23 protein-coding genes and 1 pseudogene are annotated in these 22,446 nt (G+C 69.4%); 9 read left to right on the top strand and 15 right to left on the bottom strand.

Translation table 11 applies throughout. The features are described 5' to 3' along the window. The 6 genes from ACQP2X_RS18590 to ACQP2X_RS18565 all read right to left on the bottom strand — a co-directional run bounded on the left by ACQP2X_RS18590 (position 1) and on the right by ACQP2X_RS18565 (position 5,608). Positions 1-1,068 carry an amidohydrolase family protein gene (locus ACQP2X_RS18590; RefSeq protein WP_498698611.1) on the bottom strand — a complete coding sequence of 356 codons (1,068 nt, stop codon included), beginning with the start codon at positions 1,066-1,068 and terminating at the stop codon, positions 1-3. Positions 1,069-1,070: 2 nt separating this feature from the next. Further along, on the bottom strand, positions 1,071-1,445 hold the full coding sequence (gene mimD / locus ACQP2X_RS18585) for a propane 2-monooxygenase effector subunit MimD (protein ID WP_498698610.1): 375 nt from the start codon (positions 1,443-1,445) through the stop codon (positions 1,071-1,073). Then, a complete protein-coding gene (locus ACQP2X_RS18580; protein ID WP_498698608.1) occupies positions 1,442-2,611 on the bottom strand; it encodes a ferritin family protein in 1,170 nt (389 codons plus the stop codon). Before ACQP2X_RS18580 ends, mimD begins: the two co-directional genes overlap by 4 nt. Further along, positions 2,611-3,627 (bottom strand): FAD-binding oxidoreductase, encoded by a 1,017-nt coding sequence (locus ACQP2X_RS18575; protein WP_498698607.1) that lies wholly within the window; start codon positions 3,625-3,627, stop codon positions 2,611-2,613. Before ACQP2X_RS18575 ends, ACQP2X_RS18580 begins: the two co-directional genes overlap by 1 nt. Before the next feature lie 25 nt (positions 3,628-3,652). After that, positions 3,653-5,305: a ferritin family protein gene (locus ACQP2X_RS18570; RefSeq protein ID WP_498698604.1), complete on the bottom strand. Its 1,653-nt coding sequence runs from the start codon at positions 5,303-5,305 to the stop codon at positions 3,653-3,655. 66 nt (positions 5,306-5,371) lie between these two features. Further along, positions 5,372-5,608, bottom strand: coding sequence for a hypothetical protein (locus tag ACQP2X_RS18565; protein WP_498698603.1), 237 nt, complete (start codon positions 5,606-5,608; stop codon positions 5,372-5,374). A 112-nt stretch (positions 5,609-5,720) separates the two neighbouring features. Here ACQP2X_RS18565 and ACQP2X_RS18560 point away from each other — a divergent pair, with 112 nt between their 5' ends. Beyond that, on the top strand, positions 5,721-7,487 hold the full coding sequence (locus tag ACQP2X_RS18560) for a sigma-54-dependent Fis family transcriptional regulator (RefSeq protein ID WP_498698602.1): 1,767 nt from the start codon (positions 5,721-5,723) through the stop codon (positions 7,485-7,487). Further along, the gene (locus ACQP2X_RS18555) at positions 7,480-7,980 is read left to right on the top strand and encodes a hypothetical protein (RefSeq protein ID WP_498698600.1); all 501 of its coding nucleotides are present in this window, start codon (positions 7,480-7,482) and stop codon (positions 7,978-7,980) included. The genes ACQP2X_RS18560 and ACQP2X_RS18555 overlap by 8 nt, the downstream gene beginning before the upstream one ends. On the opposite strand, the gene ACQP2X_RS18550 is transcribed toward ACQP2X_RS18555, so the two are convergent. Next, on the bottom strand, positions 7,977-9,374 hold the full coding sequence (locus ACQP2X_RS18550; RefSeq protein WP_498698598.1) for a dihydrolipoyl dehydrogenase family protein: 1,398 nt from the start codon (positions 9,372-9,374) through the stop codon (positions 7,977-7,979). The two genes, ACQP2X_RS18555 and ACQP2X_RS18550, sit on opposite strands and share 4 nt — an antisense overlap. 114 nt (positions 9,375-9,488) lie before the next feature. Further along, on the bottom strand, positions 9,489-10,724 hold the full coding sequence (locus tag ACQP2X_RS18545) for a chloride channel protein (RefSeq protein ID WP_498698596.1): 1,236 nt from the start codon (positions 10,722-10,724) through the stop codon (positions 9,489-9,491). A gap of 114 nt (positions 10,725-10,838) precedes the next feature. Between ACQP2X_RS18545 and ACQP2X_RS18540 the strand changes: the two genes are divergently transcribed. The 3 genes from ACQP2X_RS18540 to ACQP2X_RS18530 are packed head-to-tail and all read left to right on the top strand — an operon-like array spanning position 10,839 to position 12,020. Further along, positions 10,839-10,967, top strand: coding sequence for a hypothetical protein (locus tag ACQP2X_RS18540; protein ID WP_498698595.1), 129 nt, complete (start codon positions 10,839-10,841; stop codon positions 10,965-10,967). Positions 10,968-10,985: 18 nt separating this feature from the next. Then, positions 10,986-11,543: a YciI family protein gene (locus tag ACQP2X_RS18535; protein ID WP_498698593.1), complete on the top strand. Its 558-nt coding sequence runs from the start codon at positions 10,986-10,988 to the stop codon at positions 11,541-11,543. A 9-nt stretch (positions 11,544-11,552) separates the two neighbouring features. Then, positions 11,553-12,020 carry an SAM-dependent methyltransferase gene (locus ACQP2X_RS18530; RefSeq protein ID WP_498698591.1) on the top strand — a complete coding sequence of 156 codons (468 nt, stop codon included), beginning with the start codon at positions 11,553-11,555 and terminating at the stop codon, positions 12,018-12,020. 234 nt (positions 12,021-12,254) lie between these two features. Here ACQP2X_RS18530 and ACQP2X_RS18525 read toward each other — a convergent pair. Beyond that, positions 12,255-12,914: pseudogene (locus ACQP2X_RS18525) on the bottom strand (CehA/McbA family metallohydrolase); the annotation flags it as partial. Beyond that, positions 12,914-13,489 (bottom strand): TetR/AcrR family transcriptional regulator, encoded by a 576-nt coding sequence (locus ACQP2X_RS18520; protein WP_498698589.1) that lies wholly within the window; start codon positions 13,487-13,489, stop codon positions 12,914-12,916. The pseudogene ACQP2X_RS18525 and the gene ACQP2X_RS18520, both read right to left, overlap by 1 nt. An 86-nt stretch (positions 13,490-13,575) precedes the next feature. Here ACQP2X_RS18520 and ACQP2X_RS18515 point away from each other — a divergent pair, with 86 nt between their 5' ends. Then, entirely contained in the window at positions 13,576-14,457 is an 882-nt protein-coding gene (locus ACQP2X_RS18515) for an SDR family oxidoreductase (protein WP_498698588.1), read from the top strand. On the opposite strand, the gene ACQP2X_RS18510 is transcribed toward ACQP2X_RS18515, so the two are convergent. The 5 genes from ACQP2X_RS18510 to ACQP2X_RS18490 are packed head-to-tail and all read right to left on the bottom strand — an operon-like array spanning position 14,447 to position 19,798. Then, the gene (locus ACQP2X_RS18510) at positions 14,447-16,066 is read right to left on the bottom strand and encodes a tannase/feruloyl esterase family alpha/beta hydrolase (RefSeq protein ID WP_498698587.1); all 1,620 of its coding nucleotides are present in this window, start codon (positions 16,064-16,066) and stop codon (positions 14,447-14,449) included. The two genes, ACQP2X_RS18515 and ACQP2X_RS18510, sit on opposite strands and share 11 nt — an antisense overlap. 9 nt (positions 16,067-16,075) lie before the next feature. Further along, positions 16,076-17,098 carry an amidohydrolase family protein gene (locus ACQP2X_RS18505; protein WP_498698586.1) on the bottom strand — a complete coding sequence of 341 codons (1,023 nt, stop codon included), beginning with the start codon at positions 17,096-17,098 and terminating at the stop codon, positions 16,076-16,078. Continuing rightward, positions 17,095-18,066, bottom strand: coding sequence for a VOC family protein (locus ACQP2X_RS18500; protein WP_498698583.1), 972 nt, complete (start codon positions 18,064-18,066; stop codon positions 17,095-17,097). The genes ACQP2X_RS18505 and ACQP2X_RS18500 overlap by 4 nt, the downstream gene beginning before the upstream one ends. Then, positions 18,063-19,112, bottom strand: a complete 1,050-nt coding sequence (locus tag ACQP2X_RS18495) for a PrpF domain-containing protein (protein WP_498698581.1) — start codon at positions 19,110-19,112, stop codon at positions 18,063-18,065. Before ACQP2X_RS18495 ends, ACQP2X_RS18500 begins: the two co-directional genes overlap by 4 nt. Then, complete coding sequence (locus ACQP2X_RS18490) at positions 19,109-19,798, bottom strand: 4-carboxy-4-hydroxy-2-oxoadipate aldolase/oxaloacetate decarboxylase (RefSeq protein ID WP_498698579.1); 690 nt, start codon at positions 19,796-19,798, stop codon at positions 19,109-19,111. The genes ACQP2X_RS18495 and ACQP2X_RS18490 overlap by 4 nt, the downstream gene beginning before the upstream one ends. 129 nt (positions 19,799-19,927) lie before the next feature. On the opposite strand from ACQP2X_RS18490, the gene ACQP2X_RS18485 reads away from it, so the two are divergent. The 3 genes from ACQP2X_RS18485 to ACQP2X_RS18475 are packed head-to-tail and all read left to right on the top strand — an operon-like array spanning position 19,928 to position 22,442. After that, a complete protein-coding gene (locus ACQP2X_RS18485; protein WP_498698577.1) occupies positions 19,928-20,887 on the top strand; it encodes an ABC transporter substrate-binding protein in 960 nt (319 codons plus the stop codon). Next, the gene (locus ACQP2X_RS18480; RefSeq protein ID WP_498698576.1) at positions 20,884-21,678 is read left to right on the top strand and encodes an ABC transporter permease; all 795 of its coding nucleotides are present in this window, start codon (positions 20,884-20,886) and stop codon (positions 21,676-21,678) included. The genes ACQP2X_RS18485 and ACQP2X_RS18480 overlap by 4 nt, the downstream gene beginning before the upstream one ends. Continuing rightward, positions 21,675-22,442 (top strand): ABC transporter permease, encoded by a 768-nt coding sequence (locus ACQP2X_RS18475; RefSeq protein WP_498698575.1) that lies wholly within the window; start codon positions 21,675-21,677, stop codon positions 22,440-22,442. Before ACQP2X_RS18480 ends, ACQP2X_RS18475 begins: the two co-directional genes overlap by 4 nt. The last annotated feature ends 4 nt before the right edge of the window (positions 22,443-22,446 follow it).

Here is a 22,446-nt window from a genome sequence, read left to right as displayed (position 1 = left end):
TCATCCCCCGAGGGAGGCGGCCGGCGACTCGGAGCTGACTCCGACCGAGGCATCCCGGGACGCGGGCTCGTCCTCGGGGAGCCTCAATGAAGCCGGCACCTCGATCCCGTACAACTTGGCCGCGTTGAGCCCCAGGATCTTCTTCTTGGTCGCCGTGGTCACCCGCGGGTAGTCGGAGAACTCGTCGCCCGGGTAGTCCCAGTCGACGAAGCTCTCGATCTGCCACTTCGGCTCCCAGATGCCGTAGTCGCTGCCGAAGGTCATCTTGTCCTCGCCGACCCAGAACAGCAGCTCCCCCATCACCTTCGCGAAGAACCGCGGCCGCGCGTGCATGAGCCCGCCGATGACGACCGACAGGCCGGCGTACACGTTGGGCTCCTGCGTCGCCATGAAGCAGAAGTCCTCGATGCGGGGCAGGCCCACGTGCTCGACGATGAAGTTCAGCTCGGGGAAGTCGGTCGCCGCGTGGTCGACGTCCGAGACGTCGAACGCGTCCTTGTCCAGGGGCCAGATCGTCGGGCCCTTGTGCACGTGGATGTTCTTGATGCCCAGCTCCTGGGCCTTTTCCAGATAGCGGTAGGCCGCCGGGTCCTTCAGCGTCCAGCCGCGTGAGCCGTTGTTCCACTCGGCCGTGTAGAGCTTGACGCCGATGCTGCCGTAGCGGTCGACGTTCTCGGCCAGCTTCTTCAGCCCGTCGTCGCCGTCGCGCGGGTCGAACCGGGTGTTGGCGATGAACTTGCCCGGGTGCTTCGCGCCCAGCGCGGCGTTGCGCTCGGTGGTGTTGAAGCCCTCGGTGTACCACTCGGTCAGATACGTCGGCTGGAAGATCGCCACGTCGACGTAGCCGTCGGTGAAGACGTCCTTCATCAGGTCGTCCTCGGTGTAGCTCATGAACTTCTCGATCGGCCAGTGCGTCGACTCCGGCGCCAGGCTCTGGTACGCGTGGAAGCACTCGATCCAGCCCTTGGCGTACTTCTCGGCCCCCGGCACCCAGTTGTCCGGGCCGGCGCTCCAGTAGTGCATGTGGCTGTCGACGACGAAGTACTTCTCCCCGTCCTTCTCGTACACGTCTACCTCCCCGGCTTGAGGTCGAATCCGATGTACTCCGCGGCGTCCTCGGGGTTGGCGAACATGATCGTCCGGTCGTCCTCGTGGATCATGCGGCCGTAGTGGGTCGACATGCTCTCCTCGAACTGGGCCATGTCGAAGAAGCCCGGCTCCTCGCCCAGCGCCTCGGAGATCTCGTCGTAGACCACGTCCATCCGGTTCGTGGCGTCCACGCGGATCATCGAGGGCAGCGGCGTCACCCGTACACCCGGCTTGGTCTTCATGACCTCGGCCACCACCACGCCGATCTGGTTGTTCATCAGCGTGAAGCCGCACATGTTGGAGGGCGTGTTGTCGGACTTGAACGGGCTTTCCGCCACCTTGAACTGCTGCGTCATCGCTCCAGCTCCTTCGGGGTCTCCAGGCCCAGGTCCTCGGCGATGCCGGCGAAGCGGCTCTTGACCCGGTCGAACGCGTCCTCGAAACGGATCGGCTTGGCGTCCGGCTGCGACCACAGCGGTTGCAGGGCCCGCGCGGCCGGCACACACAGCCCGACCCAGTTGGCCAGCCAGCCGTTGAGGATCCGGCTGTTGTGCTCGGCGAACTCGCGGTCGTTGGTGAGCAGCTCGTAGAGCGCCTTCGTGTAGCGCAGGTCGCGCTCGGAGAAGTCGAACTCCTCGGCGCCGACGATCGTCGGGGTGACGAAGTCGCCGTTGCGCGGGGCCGCCTGCATGACCAGCTGGCTGCGGAACAGCTCGCCGACCAGCGGCTGGAAGACCACGTTGGCCGCGAAGATCGCCTCGCCCCAGTCGCTGATCGCGGTCAGCCGCTCGGCCACCTCGCGCACACCCTGCCAGGCCGGATCGCTGTTCCAGGCCTCCAGGTGGGCGGCGCCGTCGAAGCCCTCGACCTCCTCGCTCAGCGTGAGCTGGTAGAGCGCGAGGTCCTGGGCGGCGCGGATGAGGTGCATGCTGTTCACCGCGATGGCGGTGTTGTGCATGTTGGTCGGGCCGCGCCGGTTGGCGTTGGCGAACAGGTAGAGGCCGAGCCCGTGGTCGACGTGCATCCAGGCGCCGACATGCGACGCCACGAAACGCGTCCAGTTCGGCGACCACTGCTCGAACGCCTTGGCCTGCTTGGCCGCTTCGACGTTCGCGTTGACCTGGCGTACGACATTGGCGTTGTACCGGTAGAGCGAAAGCTCCCACTCCTCGTTGGGGTCGCGGAACTCGTGCCAGCCGTGCGCCGGCCATTCGTAGCCCTGCCCACCCGAGCCCGGCCCGCGCTCGGGGACCGGACGGTCGCTGCCCCAGGCCTTCAGCACGGTCCAGTCCAGCGGATAGCCGCCCCGGCCGTCGGCGAATCCGTAGAGCCAGCCCTGGGCGAGGTAGTGCCGCGGGTCCGGCTGCACCTCGACCGTGACGTCCTCGTAGTGGGTCTGCTTGCGCTTCTGCGGGCTGTAGTAGTTGAACTTGCGCGCTGTCGAGTCCGGGAACTCCTTGGCGCCGGCCTCGGCGTCGGTGAAGACGGGCTTGGGAACGCTGCGTTCCGTCGCGGTCGTCATCAGTCCTCCCCACCTGTGGTCGTGAACTTGTCGTAGTAGATGTGCTTCTCGGGCGTGCCGAGCGAGGCGAGCAACGGCATGGCCGCCTCGACCATCGGCGGGGGCCCGCAGAGGTACGCGTGTGCGCCGCTCAGATCGACCTCGTAGCGCTTGAGCACGTCGGTGATGAAGCCGACCTCGCCCTCCCACGACTCGCCCTCGGCGGGCTCGGAGAGGGCGGGCACGAACTGGAAGCCGGGCAGCTTCTCTTGGAGAGCCTCGATCTCGGCGACAAAGCAAAGGTCTTTGGCCGTACGGGCCCCGTAGTAGAACACGGCTTTGCGGGTGATGCCGCGCTCGGCCATCGACCGCAGCAGCGCCAGGATCGGGGCGAGCCCGGCCCCGCCGCCGACGAAGACGAGATCACGGTCGGGGGCGTCGCGAAGGGTGAACACCCCGAACGGGCCGGTCAGCTCCAGCCGGTCACCCGTCCGCAGCTGCCCGTCGAGGAACGACGAGAAGACCCCGTCCGGGTAGACCTTGATGACGAACTCGAGCCTTTTGTTGGAGGTGCTCGCCATCGAGAACGAGCGGGTGATGTCGGTGCCGGGCACCTTGATGTCGACGTACTGGCCGGGAAAGAACGTCATCTCGGCCGGCTCGATCAGGTGGAGCACGAGGTGCCGGAGGTCGTGTGTCACCTTCTCGATCGACACGACCTCGGCCACCGCGCTCACGATGGGCAGCCCCGAGCGGATCATCTCCTCGTCGAAGTTGAGCAGCTCGATCGTCACGTCCTCGTACACGTGCGCCCGGCACAGCAGGGTGAAGCCCTCCTCCTTCTCGTAGTCGGGCAGCGCGAACGTGGAGTAACGGTCGAGCTCGATGTCGTCGCCGTCGAGCACGAACGACTTGCAGGCCGCGCACTGGCCCTCCTTGCACCCGTGCATGAGCATCAGCCCCTGCTCGGACGCCTGGCGCAGCACGGTCTGCTCCTCGTCGACCTCGATCTCGATGCCGACGGGCTCGAACCTCACCCGGTGCTTGTCGCCCATCTCGTGCTTACTCCGGCCGGGCGAAACGTCCGGCCGGGCCGCCCCGGACGTACGAGGCGTGGAAGGCCGCGCGCTCCTCGTCGGTCATCTGGTTGAGCAGCACGTTCGGGCTCTGCAGGTTCGGCATCCGCCGAAGATGGTCGAGCGTCCACATCTTCTTCGGGTCGTCCAGGTTCAGGTGCGGCTGCGCGACCATGGTCTTGCCGTCGTCCCGGACAAAACCCATGTCCTGGACGACGTCGGCCCAGTTCCAGCCGTGATAGAGCGTCTCCCACTCGCGGGAACCGATCAGCTGGCCCATGTTCGGGGTGTTGCGGCCCTGGTAGACCGGGCGGAACGCCTCGGCGTCGGTCCAGCGGCAGGCCTCGTGGCAGTACGTGCGCCACTGCCCGTCGACCTCGGCCATGACCATGTCCTCGCGGACCAGGCAGGGCACCATGCAGGTCCAGCAGCGGTGCGGGTACTGGTAGTCGACGTCCTCGGCGACGATCGGGTGGTGCCCATTGGGCGTACTCAACCGGTTGTAGTTCTCCCACCACTTGCCATAGCGGTCGTACCAGCCCGGGTACTTGTGCTCGAACCACTCGAAGTCCTTGTCGGTCATCGGGTCGATCCGCCAGTAGTTGGCCAGCCAGCCGGTGGCGAAGAACTGCGCGACCTCGTGCACGTAGCCCTTGTTCCAGATCTGGTTCCACGACTCCTCGATGAGGTCGTGCGGAATGACCAGGCCGTACTTCTCCAGCGGCACCAGGTAGCTGCGGTAGTAGTCGTCGTAGATCCAGCGGCGCCACATCTCGGCGTACGACTCGCGGTCCTTGCGGCGGTCCTTCGTGCCGTACTCGATGAAGGTGCCGATCGCGGCGTCGACCACGCGGTGGTTGTTCCACCAGGCGTACCGCAGATCGCGTTCGAGCAGCTGGTGGTTGCCCTCGTCGGCCAGCGCCATGAGCAACGTCGCGTAGCCGTTGCTGATGTGCCGCGACTCGTCCGACTGCACCGAGTGGAAGACGGTCGGCAGCAGGTAGTCGCCGTTGGCCGCGGCCTCGGCCGGCATGGCCACGAACAGCGTGTTGGTGAACGCCGTCTCGGCCACGATGGTCAGGTAGATGCTGGCCGCGGTGATCGCGTCGCCGGTGATGAACCCCTCGGCGAACTGGCGGCCGATCGTGCCGCAGTAGTCGTTCTGGAAGTTGCGCAGGCTCGAGTTGAAGCCCGCCGGGTCGATGTAGTTGTTCATGTACAGGCGTTTGAGGTTCTGCTGGATCGTCGAGTGACGTACCTCGTCGATCATCTGAATGGCCTGGCCGTTGTGCAGTTCCGGGTTGGGCACGTTACGGAAGAGCAGGGGCATGGCCCGCGCGGCCGAGATCTCCGGCAGCGGGATGATCGAGAGGAACAGCTTCTGCCACTCCAGCCAGCGCTCCTGCACCTGGCGGAACATGTTGCCGCGGATCGCGCCGTCGGAGGCGCCGTAGACCCGGTGGTCCTTCTCCTCCTGCATCGGGAAGTACGACCGCAGCACCTGCTTGAGCGGGTCCTTCTTCTGTGCCTTGCGGAACGTGTAGTCGGTTCCGTAGTGCGAGACCGGGGTGTGGTACGCCGGTTCCCAGGACAGTTCCTGGATCTTCTGATGAGCCTTGGCCACGCTCTGCCGACTCATGAGTCAACTCCTCACCTGTGGCTTTGTCTTCAAAGTTCCTTTCACAGGTCCGCGCGCCTCGCGGTCTCACATTGAGTCAGGCGGCTCTCCCAGCACCGCCGCACGGAGTTCCGCCAGGTGCGCCTTGGACCGCTCACCGACCTGACGGTCGCCCTCGGCGGCCGGTTGGATGCCCAGCGCGCGCAGGAGCTCGGCGGCCGGCGCGCCCGGATCAGCGCCACCCAGCGTGGGGTGCAGACCCTGCGCAGCCAGATGGTGAAAAACGACGTTCACGACAGTCCACGGGTTGAACGTCTCGTCCATGACCCGAGTCCATCGCGCTCATGGTGAATCGGGGTCTCAACATGAGACAGGTGGCCTCGACCCCTCGCGTAACGTGAACGTAACGAGCGTCTCCCCACGACCAGGGGGGCCCATGCAACCTGACCCCGGCCGCCTGGCCAAGACCCGAGAACAGTTCCTCACCACCGAAGAGATCGACCCCCACGGCGTACGGGACGCGATCCTGGCCTCGTGGTGGCGGTCCCGGCGATGGAACGTGGCCGCCGACCACATAGCCCTGCCCTATCAGCGCGACCCCGACGTGGACACGCCGCTGACCCGCAGCGCGCTGCCCGTGCTGCGGCACCTGCGCGAGCACCTGGACGGCCAGCCGGTCAGCATCATCCTGACCGACCCGACCGGCCTGGTGCTGACCCGCCTGGACGCCGGCCGCGACCTCGACGCCCACCTCGACCGGGTCAACCTGTCACCGGGTTTCAGTTACGCCGAGGAGTACGTGGGAACGAACGGCATCGGCACGGCCCTGGAGGGCGGCCGCCCGATGCACGTGTTCGGCCACGAGCACTACGCGGAGCACCTGGAGGACCTGGCCTGCGCGGGAGTGCCGATCCACCACCCGATCACCGGCAAGACGGTGGGTGCGGTCGACCTGACCTGCTGGCGCCGGGACGCCGATCCGCTGCTGCTGGCCCTGGCCAAGACGACCGCCGGGCAGATCCAGCAGGCCATGCTGGCCGACAGCGGCGTACGGGAACTGGCGCTGCTCCAGGAATATCTGCGCACCTGTAGGCGTACCGCGGGAATTGTCTTCGCCTTGAACGACGACGTCGTGATGATGAACGACAATGCCCGGCACGCGCTGGATTTCGCCGAGCAGGCGGTGCTGCTGGCCGAGGCGGCCGAGACGCTGAGCGGCCGCAACCCGACGGCGCCGGCGGTGGTCGAGCTGCCCAGCGGCGTGAAGGCCCGGCTGTTCTGCCGCCCGGTACCCGGCGAGGGCCGCCTCAGCGGCGGCGTCGTCCACGTCAAACTCGCGGAGCGGCGCACCGGTACGCCGGCGCCGGCCCCGATCCGTTTCCTGCCCAACCTGGTCGGCTCGGGCGGCCTCTGGCTGCGCGGATGTCACCAGGTGCGAGCGGCCTACGCGGCGGGCGAGTGGCTCGCCCTGGAAGGCGAACCGGGCGTGGGGAAGCTGGCCCTGGTCCGCGCCGTCCATCAGCCCGGGGCGCACTTCGCCGTGGTCGACGCGGCCGCGACCGGCCGCACGTGGCTGAACGACATCCGGCGCGAACTGCAGGAAGGGGAGGGCACACTGGTCGTCCAGCACGTCGACCGGGCCGGCTCCACCGGTCTGCGCACTTTGTGCCGCCTGGTCGAGCAGGCGCCGGGATCGTTGTGGATCGCCGTGACCTTCCAGCAGTCCTCCCCCGAGCTGGCCGATCTGCTGCGCTTCTTCCCGACCACGGTGGAGTTGCCGCCGCTGCGCTACCACTTGGAGGACGTGCCCGCCCTGGTCCAGTTCTTCCTGGCCAAACTGGTGCCGGACGGCCGCCTGGTCTGCTCGCCGGAGGCGATGCAGATGCTGAGCCGATCGAGCTGGCCGGGGAACGTGGAGCAGCTCTGGCAGGTGCTCCGCAACATCGTCCAGCATCGCCGCAGCGGCATCATCCTGCCGGCCGACCTGCCCCCGGAGTGCCGCACGGTGAGCCGCCGCTTGCTGAGCCCGCTGGAGGCGATGGAGCGCGACGCGATAGTCCGGAGCCTGCTCGACTGGAACGGCAACAAGGTCAAGGCGGCGGCCGCCCTGGGCATGTCCCGGGCCACCATCTACCGCAAGATTCACGACTACGGCATCGTCGCGCCGCCCAGCCAGAGCGTGCACAATCCTGGACGTGAGTGAGCGCTTTCTGGTCGTGCACGACTACGGCATGGGTGGTCTGTGGTGGTGGATCCACGCCCGCTCGGCCGACGAGATCGTGGAGACGTTCGCCGAGCTGGAGGTCGTCGGCGATCCGGAGATCGTGGCGCGGTTCGCCGGCGACGACGACGTGGACGAGGTGGACATCGACGCCCCGGTCATGCCTGCGGGCCTGGACGGCCTGCGCGAAGAGCGCGACGCCCAGCGCGGCCGCCCCGGCTACGGCGTCCTGGCCGGCCGGGAGGTCGTGCACCTGAAACGCCCGTGGGAGGGCGACGTCGTCTACTTCGAGGAGCTGGGTCCCGACGGCCGCCGCCTGCGCGAGGTCGAGGTGAACCCTGACGGCACCGTGATCAGAACCGGACCCGACGACTGGCCCTTCAACCCGCCGACCGACCTCCGCGACCCCGATCTGGTCCAGTGGGAGATCAGTGCCGCCGAGTTCGAACAGGCCTGGGAGCGAACGCCCGGCTAGTCCCAGAAGTCGGATACGCCGAGTTGGCGGGCGGCGGCCAGGGCTGCCCGGCCGAGGACGTTGGTGTAGGTCGGGAAGGACAGCGGGATCCGGATGAACTGCTCCACCGGCATCTGCGCGGCCACGGCGACGGCGGCCACCTGGGCGATCTCGACGGCGCGTTCGCCGACGATGTGGCAGGCGATGATCTGGTGGGTGCCGGCGTCGACGATGAGCTTGCAGAAGCCGCCGGGGCGGCCGTCGATGATCGGGCGCACCGTGTCGGCGAAATGCTCGGTGGCGACCACGACGGCGCGGTCGGCGCGGGCCTGGGCCTCGGTGGGGCCGACCTGGGCGTACTCGGGGTCGGTGAAACTGCCGATCGGGTTGGCGGGCGGGCTGAGCCGTTCGCCGCGGCCGGTCACCGCGTTGGTCGCGGCCAGGTAGCCGTCCTGCACGGCGTGCGGGACCAGCATCAGGCGGCCGGTCACGTCGCCGGCGGCGTACACATGCTCGGCGCTGGTCCGCAACTGGGCGTCGACCTGCACGTAGCCCCGCGCGGTGGTGGCCACGCCGGCGGCGCCGAGGTTCAGCCCGGCGGTGTCGGCCAGCCAGCCGATCGCGGCTACGGCCAGAGTCGCCTCCGCGCTGCCCCCTGTGTGGACCATCCGTACGCCGGCCGGCGCCTTCTCGAACCGCTCGATACGGCCGAAATCCTCGCGCACGTCGATGCCGGCGGCACGGAACGACTCCGCCATGACCCGCGAGACGTCCTCGTCCTCGGTGGCGAGAATCCGCGGGCCGGCCTCGAACAGCGTCACCCGGGTGCCGAGCTCGGCGAAGACCGACGCGACCTGCGCGCCCGTGGCCCCGGCGCCGATCATCAGCAGCGACTCCGGCACTGAGGTCAGCGCCCACGCGTCGCGCTGGGAGCCGACCAGCTCGGCGCCGGGCACCGGCAGGACCCGGTTGGTGCCGCCGGCGCACAGGATCACCTTGTCGCAGCGCAGGCGCAGGCCGGCCTCGGCCTCGATCGTGTGCGGATCGGCGAACCGGGCGGTCCCGGCGTGTTCGAGGATGGTCACGCCGGCGTCCTCGAGCTCGGCCCGCAGCATGGAATGCTCGGCGACCTCGGCGACGACCTCCTGGACCCGCGTGAGCAGGCGGGGGAAGTTCAGGACGGTGTCGCCGACGTCGATGCCGTAGCGGTGCAGATGCCGCGCCTCGCGGCGCAGCCGGGCCGCCTGGGCGAGCGCGCGCACCGGCACCGGGCCCTCGGCGGCGGCCATCCCGCCCACCGCGTCCCGGGTGACGAGAACGGTCCGGGCGCCCAGGCGGGCCGCCCGCAGGGCAGCCGAAAGGCCGGCCGGCCCGGCGCCGAGAACGCAGACGTCGGCGCTTTCCACTGTGGTCACGTGACTTCCCCCTTTACTGGAAGACTGAAAGAGCCTGAAGGAACATGAGCAGCAGAATTCCGAGCGCCACCGCCAAGATGATCTTGGCGACGAACGGCCACCATTCCTGTCTGTTCATGTCTCACCTCCCTCATGCCGGCGGCGCGCCACGAGGTGTTCGACGCCTTTCATCGTCAGGAACGACGTGATGACGGCGATCAGGATGGGCGCGGTCTGCAGCGCCCCGATCTGGGTCATGAACGCGGCCAGGAGCACCATCGAGAACGGGGCGGCGACGACCCCGCCCGGCACGGCGGCGAGCAGGCAGGTGAACGCCAGCCCCAGCGGCACGCCGGGGATCAGCTCGTGGACCAGGACCCCGGCCGCTCCGCCGACGAACAGGGCCGGGAAGACCGGCCCGCCCACGAACCCGCCGGCCTGGCTCACCGCGAAGGTGAGCATTTTCGCGATCGGCAGGACGATGAGCAGCGCGAGGCCCAGACTCGGCGCCTCGCCGAGCAGTGTCGCGAGCTGATCGCTGCCGGTGAACATGGTCAGCGGCAGCGCCACGCCGACGAGCCCGAAGACGATCCCGGCCAGGGTGGATCTCGCCACGGCCGGCCACCTCAGCCGGCCGAACAGCGCCGTCGCGGCCTTGACGAACAGGCCCATCAGCGTCGCCACCACAGCTGCGAACAGGCCCAGCGGCACCGCGGCGGCCATCACCCAGTCCTTGAACTCGTACTGGGGCACCCGGTAGGCGTCCAGGAAGACCGAACCGGCGATGACGAAGTAGACGCCGAACGAGACGCTCGAGGCAACGATCGTGCCCAGCAGGGCCCTGACGTACCGCTCGCCACCCGGCCGGGCGATCTCCATGATCATCGCCACCACGATCACCGTGCTGGAGAACAGTCCGCCGTAGGCGCCGGCAAAACCGGACAGCGTGTTCAGTCGTACGGCGTCGTCGCTCAGCCCTCGGCGGCGCGACAACCAGCCGCCGGCTCCGCCACCGATGGAGCCCAGGGCCTTCTCCGGCCCGAGACTGGCCCCGCCGATCAGCGACACCGCCGACACGGCGACGACTCCGGGCACCAGCCGCGGTTCGACGTGCTCGCTCCGCAGGTCGGCGATCAGCCCGGGAACCTCCTCGGGCAGCCGGGTGAGCCGGCGCAGCAGACCGACCGCCAGCCCGGCCCCGGCGGTGACCGCGATCCACCACCAGTGCCCGCCGAACCAGTGCGGATCCGGGTCGCCGTACCACCGGCCGCCGGCACCGGTCGCTCCGACGAAGATCAGACCCGCGAACGCGCCGAAGACGCCGAGGACGACCGCGGAGGCGATGAGGACCCAGAAATCGCGCCGATCCATGCTGGCGCCCTCCTGACCGATGCGGCGCGGCTCTGATGTGACGAGCGTTGCTGTCGTACGGCCGGGGCACCTCACCCCGTACGGATGAGGCTATTTCCCCTTGCTGTCGAAGGCGTGCCGGCCATCCTCGGTTCGCCGACGGGAAGGGAACGGCGGATCAGCCCGGACGTCGCCGAGGTTCTGGGCCGGGCACCACGCCCGTTCGCCGCCTGGGCCGCGCGCCACATCGACGCCTTCCGCTGACCGTGCGAGGCTCCCCGGGTGGACTTCTTCTTCTACTGCCGGGACCGGGACGGCGCCGGGGAGCTACGGCAGCGGCTCGTCGAGGAGCACTGGGCCTTCATGGACCGGTACGCCGAAGGGATGATCGCCCGGGGGCCCACGCTCACCGACGACCTCGAAACGGCCACCGGCAGCGTCCACATCGTCGATCTGCCCGACACGTCGGCGGCGCGGGTCTTCGCGTTCGAGGAGCCGAACTATCTGGCCGGGGTCTACCGCGGCGTGATCGTCCGGCGGTACGTCGATCTGCTGGGGCGGACGATGTGGGACTTCCCGGGCCGCGACCAGGCGCGTCCGGGCCATCTCGTCGTTGCGCACGCCCGGCCGCTCAGGGACTGGCCGGGCGGCGAGCCCGAACTGGACCCGGAGCAGCTCATCGCCTACGGCCGGCTGCTCTCCGAGGACACGGAGGACTGGGAGGGTGCGGCCGTGATCGGCGAGTTCGGTGATCCCGCGGCGATCCGGGAGCTCTTCGCCGCGACCGGGGACTACGACCGGATCGAGATTCATCCCTGGACCTTCGGCGGGCGCCGGTAGCCTCGGATCATGGTCAGCTTCGAGGTCACCCCGATCGGCACGGTCCGCAACGAGCGGACGGATGTTCAGAACTCCGATCATTGGGGCGCGGTCCGCAGCACGATCGTCGTCGATGAGCGGTTCGGCGACGCGTGCCTTCAAGGGCTCGAGCTCTTCTCGCACGTGGAGGTGCTCTTCGTCTTCGATCAGCTGGAGGAGCTCGACGACTACCGCGAGGCGCGCCCGTACCGCGGCCGGGCCGACCTTCCACCGGTCGGGATCTTCGCGAGCCGGGGCCCGCGCCGCCCCAACCGGATCGGCGTGACCACATGCGCCATCGAGGCCGTCCGCGGCCGGGAACTGACTGTGGTGGGCCTCGACGCGGTCACCGGCACGCCGGTCGTCGACCTGAAGCCGGCGATGAGGGAGTTCACCCAGCCGGACGTCAAGCAGCCGGATTTCGTCACCGACCTGATGTCGCAGTACTTCCTGCCCTGAGGGCGCGCCTCGGTGCGGCTTCAGGTGACGACGATCGGATTGGTGAGCGCCGCCATCCGCCCGCCGGCATGGCGCACCTCGGCGCGTACGAACGCCGGCTCGCCGGTCCAGGTCATCTCGTGGGACGCCGAACGGCTCACCTCCCCGCGCGGTATGAAGGGTGATCACGCCGCCCGGCACGCCGCCGACCTGCACGGTCACCGTGACCGGCCGGCCGCCGGACCGCAGCCGCTCACCCACCTCGGCGCGGCGGTCGCCGGCGGTGGCGGTGAAGGACAGCTCGACCCCGGCCGACTCGGCGATCCAGCTGTGTCCCTCGCGAATGGCCGCGAGCACCGCGCTCGACGTGAGCTCCTCGGCCCGTACGACCGTCTGTGGTGTGCCGATCTGGTCCGTGCGATGAACGTCGCTGTTGCCGATCGCGGGCCGCCACCGGCCACGGCCGAGATCGCTCGCCCACTGGGCCAGCGCCTTCTCGTTGTCGGCGTTCCAGGGCAGGTCCGAGGTCCACTGGCCGTTCCACACCTCGACCGCGTCGAAACCGTCGCGCGGAAGGCGGAAGGTTCCCGACGGATACGGTGCGTGCGGATGCGCGATCACGCACAAACCGCCGTCGCGATGGACCTGGTCGACGCCCTCGACGTCCTGGCCCGGGCCGAGCCCGAGAGCGAGCCAATGCCCGTGCTCGGTCACCACCTCCTGGCCGAGGACCACAAGCAGGTCTTTCCCGCCGTACGCCGTGAAGCGCGCATGGGTCTCCGAGGTGTTGTGCTCGGTGACGGCGATGAAGTCGAGCCCGGCCCGGCGAGCCGCCGCCGTGAGCTGTCCGGGTGTCAGCTCGCCGGCATGGGACCGCTCGGAGTGGACATGGCAGTCGCCGCGGTACCAGCGCATCAGATCAGCGCGGTGGCGGCACGCAGTTCGGTCAGGGCGGTCAGGGCGTACGGCGCCAGGCCCTGGCCGTCGTCCCGGTCGCCCTCGGACCACCGGACGTAGCCGCGCTTGAAGGCCAGCACTCCCAGCTCGGCGGCGACCTGAGCCACCGGTTCCGGCACGCGACGGGCGATCAGGGCGCCGGCCATGGCGGCGGCGAGGCCCACGCTCTTGAGGGCGTCGCGCTCCTGGAGCTCGGTGCTGGCGGCCACGGCCGCCTTCAGGCGGGGGCCCAGCTCGCGGTTGGCCGGGCCCATGGCGCTGGAGGCGCGCTGGAGGCCGGCGGCGACCGCGTCGAGCGGGCCGGCCTCGGACGGGGCGTCGGCGATGCCCTCGGCCAACAGCGTCGACAGGGTCTCCTGGCCGGCGACCAGCAGCTCGCGCTTGTCGGAGAAATGCCGGAAAAACGTACTCTTCGTGACTCCCGCCCGCTCGGCGATCTGGGCCACGGTGGTGTCGTCGTATCCCTGCTCGGTGAACAGATCCACAGCCGCGACGACCAGTCGTTGCGTTGTCTCCGGTTGCCATCGGGCCATGGCTCCCAGCATAGGCGACGGGACAATGGTCCCATCACGCGCTATGGTGACGGGACAAGAGTCCCATCACTTGCTCGGGAGCACCCATGCACGTCTTCGTCACCGGCGGCACCGGCACCATCGGCTCGGCCGTGGTCGCCGAGCTGCTCGCCAACGGCCACACCGTCCTGGCGCTGGCCCGTTCGGACAGCTCGGAGCAGGCCCTCATCGGCGCCGGGGCCGAGGTGCTGCGCGGCGACCTGGCCGACCTCGACGTCCTCCGGGCGGGCGCGTCGCGGGCCGACGGCGTCATCAGCCTCGCCTTCGGGCGCGACTACGGCACGCCGGAAGCCCTCACCGCCTCGATCGCCGAGGAGAGCGCCGCCATGACCACCCTGGGTTCGGCGCTGATCGGCAGCGGCCGCCCGCTGGTCACCGTCTCGGGCACGCCGTGGGTGCCGGGCCGCGCCTCGACCGAGGCCGACCCGGTGCCCACCGACGGCCCGGTGGGCGCCCGCGGCCGTTCGGTCAACGCGTTGCTGGCTCTGGCTTCACAGGGCGTCAGGACCACGTCCGTACGCATGCCGCGCACCGTTCACCACAACGGCGAGGGCGGCTTCGCCGGCCTGCTGACCGCCGCCGCCCGCCGCACGGGAACCGCCGGTTACCCGGGCGACGGCGCCCAGCGCTGGCCGGCGGTGCACGCCCTCGACGCCGCGGTCCTGTTCCGGCTGGCCCTGGAGTCGGCCCCGGCCGGAACCGCGTGGCACGCGGTCGCCGACGAGGGCGATGCCGTCCGCGACATCGCCGCCGTCGTCGGCCGCCGCCTGGGCCTGCCGGTCGCATCGGTCCCGGAGGACACCTTCGGCCCGTTCGGCCCCATCTTCGCGATGGACCAGCCGGCGTCGAGCGCTCACACCCGCCAGGCCCTCGGCTGGGAGCCGGAGCATCCCAGCCTTCTCGAAGACCTGGAGAACGTCAGGGCCTGACCACCAGTTCGCCGTTCCTCACCCGGGGCCAGGTCTGGTAGCGGGAGGAGTAGAGGCTCTGGCCCACCCACGTGGCGTCGGCGCGGACCGGGTTGCGCGGGGTGTAGGAGACGAAATTCGAGGCGTCGTCGGTGCTTCCGGTGCCGTCGTAGCGGGCCACGGCCGGATAGGGGAAGACCGGGCGGGTGCGGCCGGCGTTGGTGGCGACGATGCCGGTGGGCTGGCGGCCCGACTCCACCCAGGTCATGATCGGGGTCAGGACGTCGAAGCTGTTCGGGCCCTCGCCGCCGCCACAATGGGCCATGCCGGGGAACAAGTAGAGCTTGGTGAAGCTGTCGGCGTTGTTAACGGACCTTCGCACGGCGTCGTAGTAGATCAGTGTGCCCTGCGGGGAGATGTGCTGGTCGCTCCAGCCGTGCCACAGGATCAGCTTGCCGCCGCCGCGCTTGAAGGCGTTCAGGTCAGGGTCCAGGGCCGCCATGTACGAGCTCGACGGCATCACGGTCTTCCAGAACGACTCGACGGTGAGCTTCAGGTCGTTCAGCTGGAAGGACGGGCGCGGGTTGTTCGGCTGAGCCAGGTAGCGCAGGTACGACAGCGCGAAGTTCTCGCTCGCCGGCGTCTGACCCTGGGCGGCGGGGACGAACAGGGTCCATTCGAGCTCGGAACCCCATTCATGGGAGATGTACGGCTCCAGGCGGTTGCCGTGGGAGTCGGTGGCGCCGTCGTGCAGCTTGCGGACCACCGTCGCCTCGGCCCTGGTGAGGCAGGTGGCCGGGTCCTGGCCGGTCTTGCAGACCAGCGTCGACGGGTCGAAGGCACAGAGGCGCGGGTCGTCGATGAGGCCGTCGCGCAGGCCGTCGATGCCGTCGCATGCGGCCAGAACCGCGGTGTGAATGAGCGGTAACTTGGCGGCCAGCAGGATGAAGTTGCCGCTGGCGTCCTTGTTGGCGAGGACGTTCCACGCGTGGTGGAAGGTGTTCTGCACGGCCATGTTGCCGGCGGGGGCGCCGGCGGCGATGCCGTCGAAGTCGTCCGGGTAGCGCTGGGCCTCCATCAGGGCCTCGCGGCCGCCGTCGGAGCAGCCGGTGAAGTACGAGTAGCGGGGTGCCTTGCCGTAGAAGGCCTTGATGAGGGCCTTGGCGGTCTGTGCGGTCACGTGCACACCGCGGTAGGCGAAGTCGATCTGGGCCTGGGGATTGCCGGCGGCCCAGGAGCCGTCGTTGAGGCCCTGGTGGCCCATGTCGGTGGTGGCGCTGGCGACCTCGCCGTTGACGACGGGCTCGCAGCCGGCGGCCTGGCCGTAGTTGATGTTCGCGCTGCCGCAGAGGCCGCCGCAGCCGGTCTGCACGTAGCGCTGGGTCCAGCCGTTGAGCGGCAGCCGGGCCACGATCGTGTCGGCCGGGGCGATGGTTCCCCGTACTTCGCAGTTGGTTCCCACGACGGTGGCGGAGGTGATGGTGACCGGAGCGTCGGTGGCTCGGCTCAGGTCGACGTCGCGCACCTCCGCACAACTGATCCGGGGTCTGAGGGCGACCGGATCGGCGGCGGCGAACGCGGAGGCGGCCACCAGAACGATGGCCAGGAGGAGGGAGGACGGACGGCGCATGGGCGTCACCTACTCTGTGCGGGAGAGGGCCTCTTTCTGGGCGAGCCGCGGGAAGACGCGGTGGGCGTTGCCTTCGTAAACCTTGAAGCGGTCCTCGTCGGAAAGGCCGAGCGCGTCCACGTAGCGGCGCGTGTCGTCGAAGTACTGGCCGGTCTCGGGGTCGATGCCGCGCACAGCACCCACCATCTCCGATCCGAAGAGGATGTTGTCAACACCGATCACCTTGAAGAGGAGGTCGATGCCGGGCTGGTGGTAGACGCACGTATCGAAGAAGACGTTGGTCATGACGGTCTCGTCCAGCGGCGGGCGGCCGAGCATGTCGGCCAGGCCGCGGAAGCGTCCCCAGTGATACGGCACCGCTCCCCCGCCGTGCGGAATGATGAACCGCAGGCCGGGGAAGCGCTGGAACAGGTCCGACTGCAGGAACTGCATGAACGCGGTGGTGTCGGCGTTCAGGTAGTGCGAGCCGGTGGCGTGGAAGTTGGCGTTGGTCACCGCCGAGACGTGAACCATGGCCGGCACTTCGAGCTCGACCATCGCCTCGTACAGCGGGTACCACGACTCGTCGGTGAGCGGCGCGGATGTCCAGTGGCCGCCGCTCGGATCGGGGTTGAGGTTGCAGCCGACGAAGCCGAGGTCGTCGACGCACCTTCGCAGCTCGGCGACGGAGTGGGCGATCGGGACGCCGGGTGACTGCGGGAGTTGGCCGACGCCGACGAAGCGCTCGGGGAAAAGCGCGGTGACGCGGGCGATGAGGTCGTTGCAGGCGGTGGTCCAGGCCTGGCTGACACCCTCGTCGCCGAAGTGGTGGCCCATGGCCGAGGCGCGCGGGGAGAAGACGGTCAGGTCGACGCCGCGCTCGTCCATGAGCCGGATCTGGCTGCCCTCAACGGATTCCCGGATCTCATCATCGGAGATTCGGGGGTACGCCGGCGCGGGCGATGGGGAAGTGAACGCCGCCTCCTGCTGCGAACGCCAAGCAGTGTGCGCGGCCGGGGCGGTGGTGTAGTGGCCGTGACAGTCGATGATCACGCGCCGGCCTCCTCTGCGGGCACGACCGGGGTGCCGTGGGTGTGGAAGGTGTCGATGGTCTTGAGGCCCCAGGCCTGGCCCTTGGCGCGTTCCTCGCGGGTCCAGCTGATCGTGCGCCAGTCGGGGGCGAGGATGAGGCGCGCGCCGGCGTTGCAGATCTCGATGCGGTTGCCGCCGGGCTCCCAGACGTACAGGAAGAAGGTCTGTTGAATGGCGTGTTTGTGGGGGCCGGTCTCGATGTGGACGCCGGCGTCGAGGCAGACGTCGGCGGCGCGCAGGATCTCCTCGCGGGTGTCGGTGGCGAAGGCGACGTGGTGCAGGCGGCCGCGGCTGCCGGTCCAGTCCTCGGTGTAGACGAGGTCGTAGGTCTTGTTGCCGAGCGAGTACCAGATGGCCTGGGGTTCGCCGCTGTCCTTGACGATCTGTTCCGTGCAGCGGGCGCCGAGCGTCTCGCTCAGGAACGCACTCGTTTCCGGCACGTTCGCGGTCAGGTAGTTCACGTGGTCGAGCCGGCGCAGGTTGGCGCCCCGCCCGGGATATCTGGCGGCCTGGTTCTTGAGCGCGGGCCTGTCTGTCTTATCGGACTCGTACCAGTCGACGTCCCAGTAGAGGCCCATCTCGTGACCGTCGGGGTCCTCGAACAGGAAGACCTCGCCCAGGCCGGGGACGTCGCTGGTCGCAGTGGAGGCCTTCAGCTCCGTGCGCAGACGCTCGAGAGCCTGCGGGCTCGCCGCGCGCAGATAGGTCCGGCCGATGCCCGCGTTGGCATCTCGGACCAGCCGGATGGTCCAGGATTGGTAGTCGTCCCACGTGTGCAGATAGACCGAGTCGGCGTCGCGGTGCACCTCCCGCAGGCCCATGACGTCGACGAAGAAGTCACGCGACTCCTCCAGCACCGCCGTCCGAAGCTCGATCGGCCCGACATGCGCGATGTCCCGCCGCCGGTCCGGGTCGTGCGTGACACTCATCCGATCGCCTTTCCACTTCGCGGCCAGACGAGGCCGTCGGACAGCTTGCGGGCGGTGCGCACGACGCTGCTGCGCACCAGGCGGGCCTGCGGCCCTTGACCTTCGAGGTCGACGTACGCGTCGAAGAAGCCGCTGGGGTGCTCGACGCGCACCAGGCGGTCGCTCGCCTCGCCCCGCGCGCGCAGGGCGGCGGCGACCGACACCGCACCGAGGACTCCGATCGCCGCGTGCACCCGATGCGGAATGAATGTGCGCGTGGTGACCGTTCCCCCGCTACGGGGCGGCGAGATGATGCTGATCTTCGGGACGGTCGAGTCGCGGACGTCGCCAAGCCCCATGGCCGTGCCGGCCTCCAGGCGGATCGCCTCGACCTTGGAGCGCAACGCGTCGTCGGCTTCGAGTTTCTCCGGCGCCTCGTCACCGTCGAGGCCCAGATCCGCGGCGCGGACGAGCACGACGGGCATGCCCGCGTCGACCGCGGTCACCTCGACACCGGCGAACACGTCGACCAACTCTCCGGTCGGGAAGAGAGGCGCGTCGCCCCCCGGAAAGGCCAGGTCGATCGGGGCGGCCGGGAAAGGCGTGCCGGCCATGACGGTGGCGCCGTCGTATTCGACTCTGTTAGCGGGCGTTCGCACCGTCGCTTCGGCCAGACTGACGGTCGGGTTCATGATGCGGATCCGTACGGTCGTGGTCTCCCCCGCGACGGCGACCAGCCCGCGCTCGATGGCGAACGGCCCGACTCCGGCGAGCAGATTGCCGCACGTCTGCGCGTCCGTGACGATCGCCCTGCCCGGCACTACTTGCAGAAAGAGATAGTCCACATCGGCCTCCGGGGACCGGGACGGCTCGACCACCGCGACCTTGCTCGTCAGCGGATGCCCACCGCCGATCCCGTCGATCTGCCGCTCGTCGGGCGACCCCATGATGCGCAGCAGCAGATCGTCGCGCTCGGCGCGATCGGCCGGCAGGTCCGACGCCAGAAAATAGGCGCCTTTGGAGCTGCCGCCGCGCATCTGCATGCACCGGATGCCGTCGGCGGTCACGGGAGGTCGTCCACGTACTCGACGCCCAGGCTGGCCAGCAAGGGGCGCAGGTTGTAGAGGTCCACGCCCAGCGTTCCCTCGGCCAGGGTCCTGCGTTTGGCCTCCTCGTTGGCCAGGCGCTTGCGGGTGGCCTCGACGGTGGCGGGGCCGTCGGCGATCGGCAGGGCCAGCACGCCGTCGTCGTCGGCCACGATGATGTCGCCCGGGTGGACGATCTGGCCGGCGGCGACCACCGGCACGTTCACCGAGCCGGGGCTGGCCTTCACGGTGCCCTGGGCGTGGACGGCTCGCGACCAGACCGGGAAGCCGATCTCCCGCAACGTGGCGATGTCCCGGACACCCGCGTCGATGACCAGACCGATGACGCCGCGCGCCATCAGCGACGTGGCGAGCAGGTCGCCGAACATGCCGTCGGTCGACGGTGAGGTCGTGGTGACGACCAGGACGTCGCCCGGCCGGCAGACCTCGACGGCCGCGTGGATCATCAGGTTGTCACCGGGGTGGCAGGAGACGGTGATGGCCGAGCCGGCGATCGCGGCGCCCTGCTGCCGGGCCTGGATCGCCGGGCCGAGCAGGCCGATGCGGCCGGCCGCCTCGTGCACGGTGGCCACCCCCGCGTCGCGCAGGGCCTCGATGGTGCCGGGTTCGGACCGGCTCACGTTCCGGACGACGTAATGCGATGCCACTCGTGCCTCCTTCGTTGCAGCCATGTCTACGGCTCGTGAAGAACGTAGTCAAGATTGTCTTCCAAATTGTTGACAATATGGGTAACGTCCGCGGCGTCGGCCCGCTTCGTCGGCTTCTTGGAGGACTTCATGCTCCGCCGTTCATTCGCCATAGTCATCGCCTCCGCCCTGTTCGCGACCGCCGCGTGCGGTGGCGACGGCGGGGACGCCGCCACTTCGCCCGACGGCACCACCGCCCTCAAGGTCGGCGTCATCCCCATCGTCGACGTCGCGCCCATCTACCTCGGCGTCAAACAGGGCTTCTTCAAAGCCGAGGGCCTCGACGTCACGCTCGAGACCGCCCAGGGTGGCGCCGCTATCGTGCCGGGCGTCGTCAGCGGCCAGTTCCAGTTCGGCTTCAGCAACGCCACCTCGCTGCTGCTCGCCTCCTCGCAGGGCCTGCCCCTCAAGGTGGTCTCGGCCGGCGTCGCCTCCACCGGCGAGACCGGCCAGGACTTCGGCGCCGTCATCGTCAAGAACGACAGCCCGATCACGACCGCGGCCGACCTCGCCGGCAAGCGCATCGCCGTCAACACCCTCAAGAACATCAACACCACGACCATCAACAAGGTCGTACGGGATGCCGGCGGTGACCCGTCGACCATCAAGTACGTGGAGCTCGGCTTCCCCGACATCGCCGCCGCCGTGGCCAAGGGCGACGTCGACGCCGGTCAGGTGGTCGAGCCGTTCCTGACCATCGCCACCGGCCAGGGCGACCGTCAGGTCGTCTCCAACTACGCCGGCACCGACCCCGACCTGATGGTGGGCATGTACTTCAGCTCCCAGCAGTTCCTCGACAAGAACCCCGAGGTGGCCAAGAAGTTCACCGCCGCCATGGCCAAGTCGCTCGAATACGCGTCGAGCCACGGCGACGAGGCGCGCGCGGTCCTCACCGACTACACGAAGATCGACCCGGCCGTGCAGAAGAGCCTGGTCCTGCCCAAGTGGCCGAGCACAGTGGACAACGACTCCATGCAGGTGCTGTCGGACCTGGCGCTGAAGGACGGCCTCATCACCAAGCAGCCGGACCTCGGGACGCTGCTTCCGTGACGGTCATCGGATTTCCCGGCCGCGCGTCGGCCCGGCCGGCCTTCCTCGGACTGGCCGGTCTCGCCGCCGCGGTCGGCCTTCTCGAACTTCTCCCCCGCGCGGGCATCGTGGACGGCCGGTTCCTGCCGCCGTTCAGCGCGATGGTTCGTTCACTCGGCGCTCAGCTCGGCACCGGCGCCTTCTGGACCGCAACCGGCCAGACGCTGCGGGGCTGGGCGCTCGGCCTGGCGATCGCCATGGCGGCCGGCATCGCCGTCGGCGTGGTGGTCGGCAGTGTTCCGCTGCTGCGGGCGCTGACCGCCTCGACCATCGAGTTCCTGCGGCCGATCCCCTCGGTCGCGCTCATCCCGTTGGTCGTGCTCATCTACGGCAGCGAGATGCCGTCGGCGCTCGTGCTGGTCGTCTACGCCTCGTTCTGGCAGATGCTCGTCCAGGTCCTCTACGGCGTGGCCGACGTCGACCCGGTGGTGCGGGACACGGCCCGGTCGTACCGGTTCTCGCGGCGCGCGATCGTGCGGACCGTCATCTGGCCGACCGCGATGCCGTACGTGGTCACGGGTTTCCGGCTCGCGGCGTCGGTCGCGCTCATCCTGGAGATCACCGCCGAGCTCATCATCGGGGTGCCGGGGCTGGGCCGGTCGATCGGGGTGGCGCAGAGCTCGGGGGCCGTCGCCGAGACGTACGCCCTGGTGTTGGTCGTCGGTGTCATCGGCGTGCTCGTCAACGTGCTCGCGCGGGCGGTCGAGAAGCGCGCGCTGCGGTGGCACACCTCGGTTCGGAGGGATCTGTGAGACGCGTACTCCTGGCTCTGGCCCTGCCCGTCGCTCTCGTCGCCGTGTGGTGGGTGGCCTCGGCCGGCAGCACGAGCTTCTTCTGGCCGCCGCTGCGCACCATCGTCGAGGCCTTCCCGCAGACGTGGACGGCCGACCCGCTGGTCAACGACGTGCTGCCCAGCCTGGCCCGGCTCGCGATCGGCTATCTCGCCGCGGTCGTGGCCGGGGTCGCGCTCGGCGTGCCGATCGGCTCGTCGCGCACGCTGCGCGAGATCTGCGAACCGGTGCTGGAGTTCCTGCGGGCCGTGCCGCCGCCGGTGCTCATCCCGGTCATCGCGCTGTTCGCCGGATACACCGGCTGGACCTCGAAAATCATCACCATCGCGCTCGGCTGCGTGTGGCCGATCCTGCTCAACACCATCGAGGGCGTGCGCGCACTCGACGAGGTGCTGCGCGACACCGCCCGCTCGTACCGGTTCGGCCGGGTCGCGACGCTCTGGCACGTGGTGCTGCGCGGGGCCAGCCCGCGGATCGCGACGGGCGCGCGGCAGGCACTGTCGATCGGCGTGATCCTCATGGTGATCAGCGAGCTGTTCGGGGCCAACCGCGGCCTCGGCGCCGCCATCGTGCAGTTCCAGCGGGGCTTCGCCATCCCGCAGATGTGGACCGGCATCATCCTGCTCGGCCTGATCGGCGTGGCCCTGTCCGGGCTGTTCCGTCTGGTCGAGCACCGAACCCTGGCCTGGTACCGCGGGCTGCGCCAGGCCGAACGAGGAGCATAGAGAA

Source organism: Actinoplanes sp. CA-131856 (assembly GCF_050956135.1).
Classification (GTDB): Bacteria; Actinomycetota; Actinomycetes; order Mycobacteriales; family Micromonosporaceae; genus Actinoplanes.
The sequence above is the reverse complement of the archived record's forward strand: the minus strand, read 5'-3'. Positions and strand labels throughout refer to the sequence as shown.

What these genes read in the sequence shown, in the direction of transcription:
- mimD (WP_498698610.1), bottom strand. Translation starts at nt 1,445, where the DNA reads ATGACGCAGCAGTTCAAGGTGGCGGAAAGCCCGTTCAAGTCCGACAAC.
- ACQP2X_RS18580 (WP_498698608.1), bottom strand. Translation starts at nt 2,611, where the DNA reads ATGACGACCGCGACGGAACGCAGCGTTCCCAAGCCCGTCTTCACCGAC.
- ACQP2X_RS18570 (WP_498698604.1), bottom strand. Translation starts at nt 5,305, where the DNA reads ATGAGTCGGCAGAGCGTGGCCAAGGCTCATCAGAAGATCCAGGAACTG.
- ACQP2X_RS18565 (WP_498698603.1), bottom strand. Translation starts at nt 5,608, where the DNA reads ATGGACGAGACGTTCAACCCGTGGACTGTCGTGAACGTCGTTTTTCAC.
- ACQP2X_RS18560 (WP_498698602.1), top strand. Translation starts at nt 5,721, where the DNA reads ATGCAACCTGACCCCGGCCGCCTGGCCAAGACCCGAGAACAGTTCCTC.
- ACQP2X_RS18545 (WP_498698596.1), bottom strand. Translation starts at nt 10,724, where the DNA reads ATGGATCGGCGCGATTTCTGGGTCCTCATCGCCTCCGCGGTCGTCCTC.
- ACQP2X_RS18530 (WP_498698591.1), top strand. Translation starts at nt 11,553, where the DNA reads ATGGTCAGCTTCGAGGTCACCCCGATCGGCACGGTCCGCAACGAGCGG.
- ACQP2X_RS18520 (WP_498698589.1), bottom strand. Translation starts at nt 13,489, where the DNA reads ATGGCCCGATGGCAACCGGAGACAACGCAACGACTGGTCGTCGCGGCT.
- ACQP2X_RS18515 (WP_498698588.1), top strand. Translation starts at nt 13,576, where the DNA reads ATGCACGTCTTCGTCACCGGCGGCACCGGCACCATCGGCTCGGCCGTG.
- ACQP2X_RS18510 (WP_498698587.1), bottom strand. Translation starts at nt 16,066, where the DNA reads ATGCGCCGTCCGTCCTCCCTCCTCCTGGCCATCGTTCTGGTGGCCGCC.
- ACQP2X_RS18500 (WP_498698583.1), bottom strand. Translation starts at nt 18,066, where the DNA reads ATGAGTGTCACGCACGACCCGGACCGGCGGCGGGACATCGCGCATGTC.
- ACQP2X_RS18485 (WP_498698577.1), top strand. Translation starts at nt 19,928, where the DNA reads ATGCTCCGCCGTTCATTCGCCATAGTCATCGCCTCCGCCCTGTTCGCG.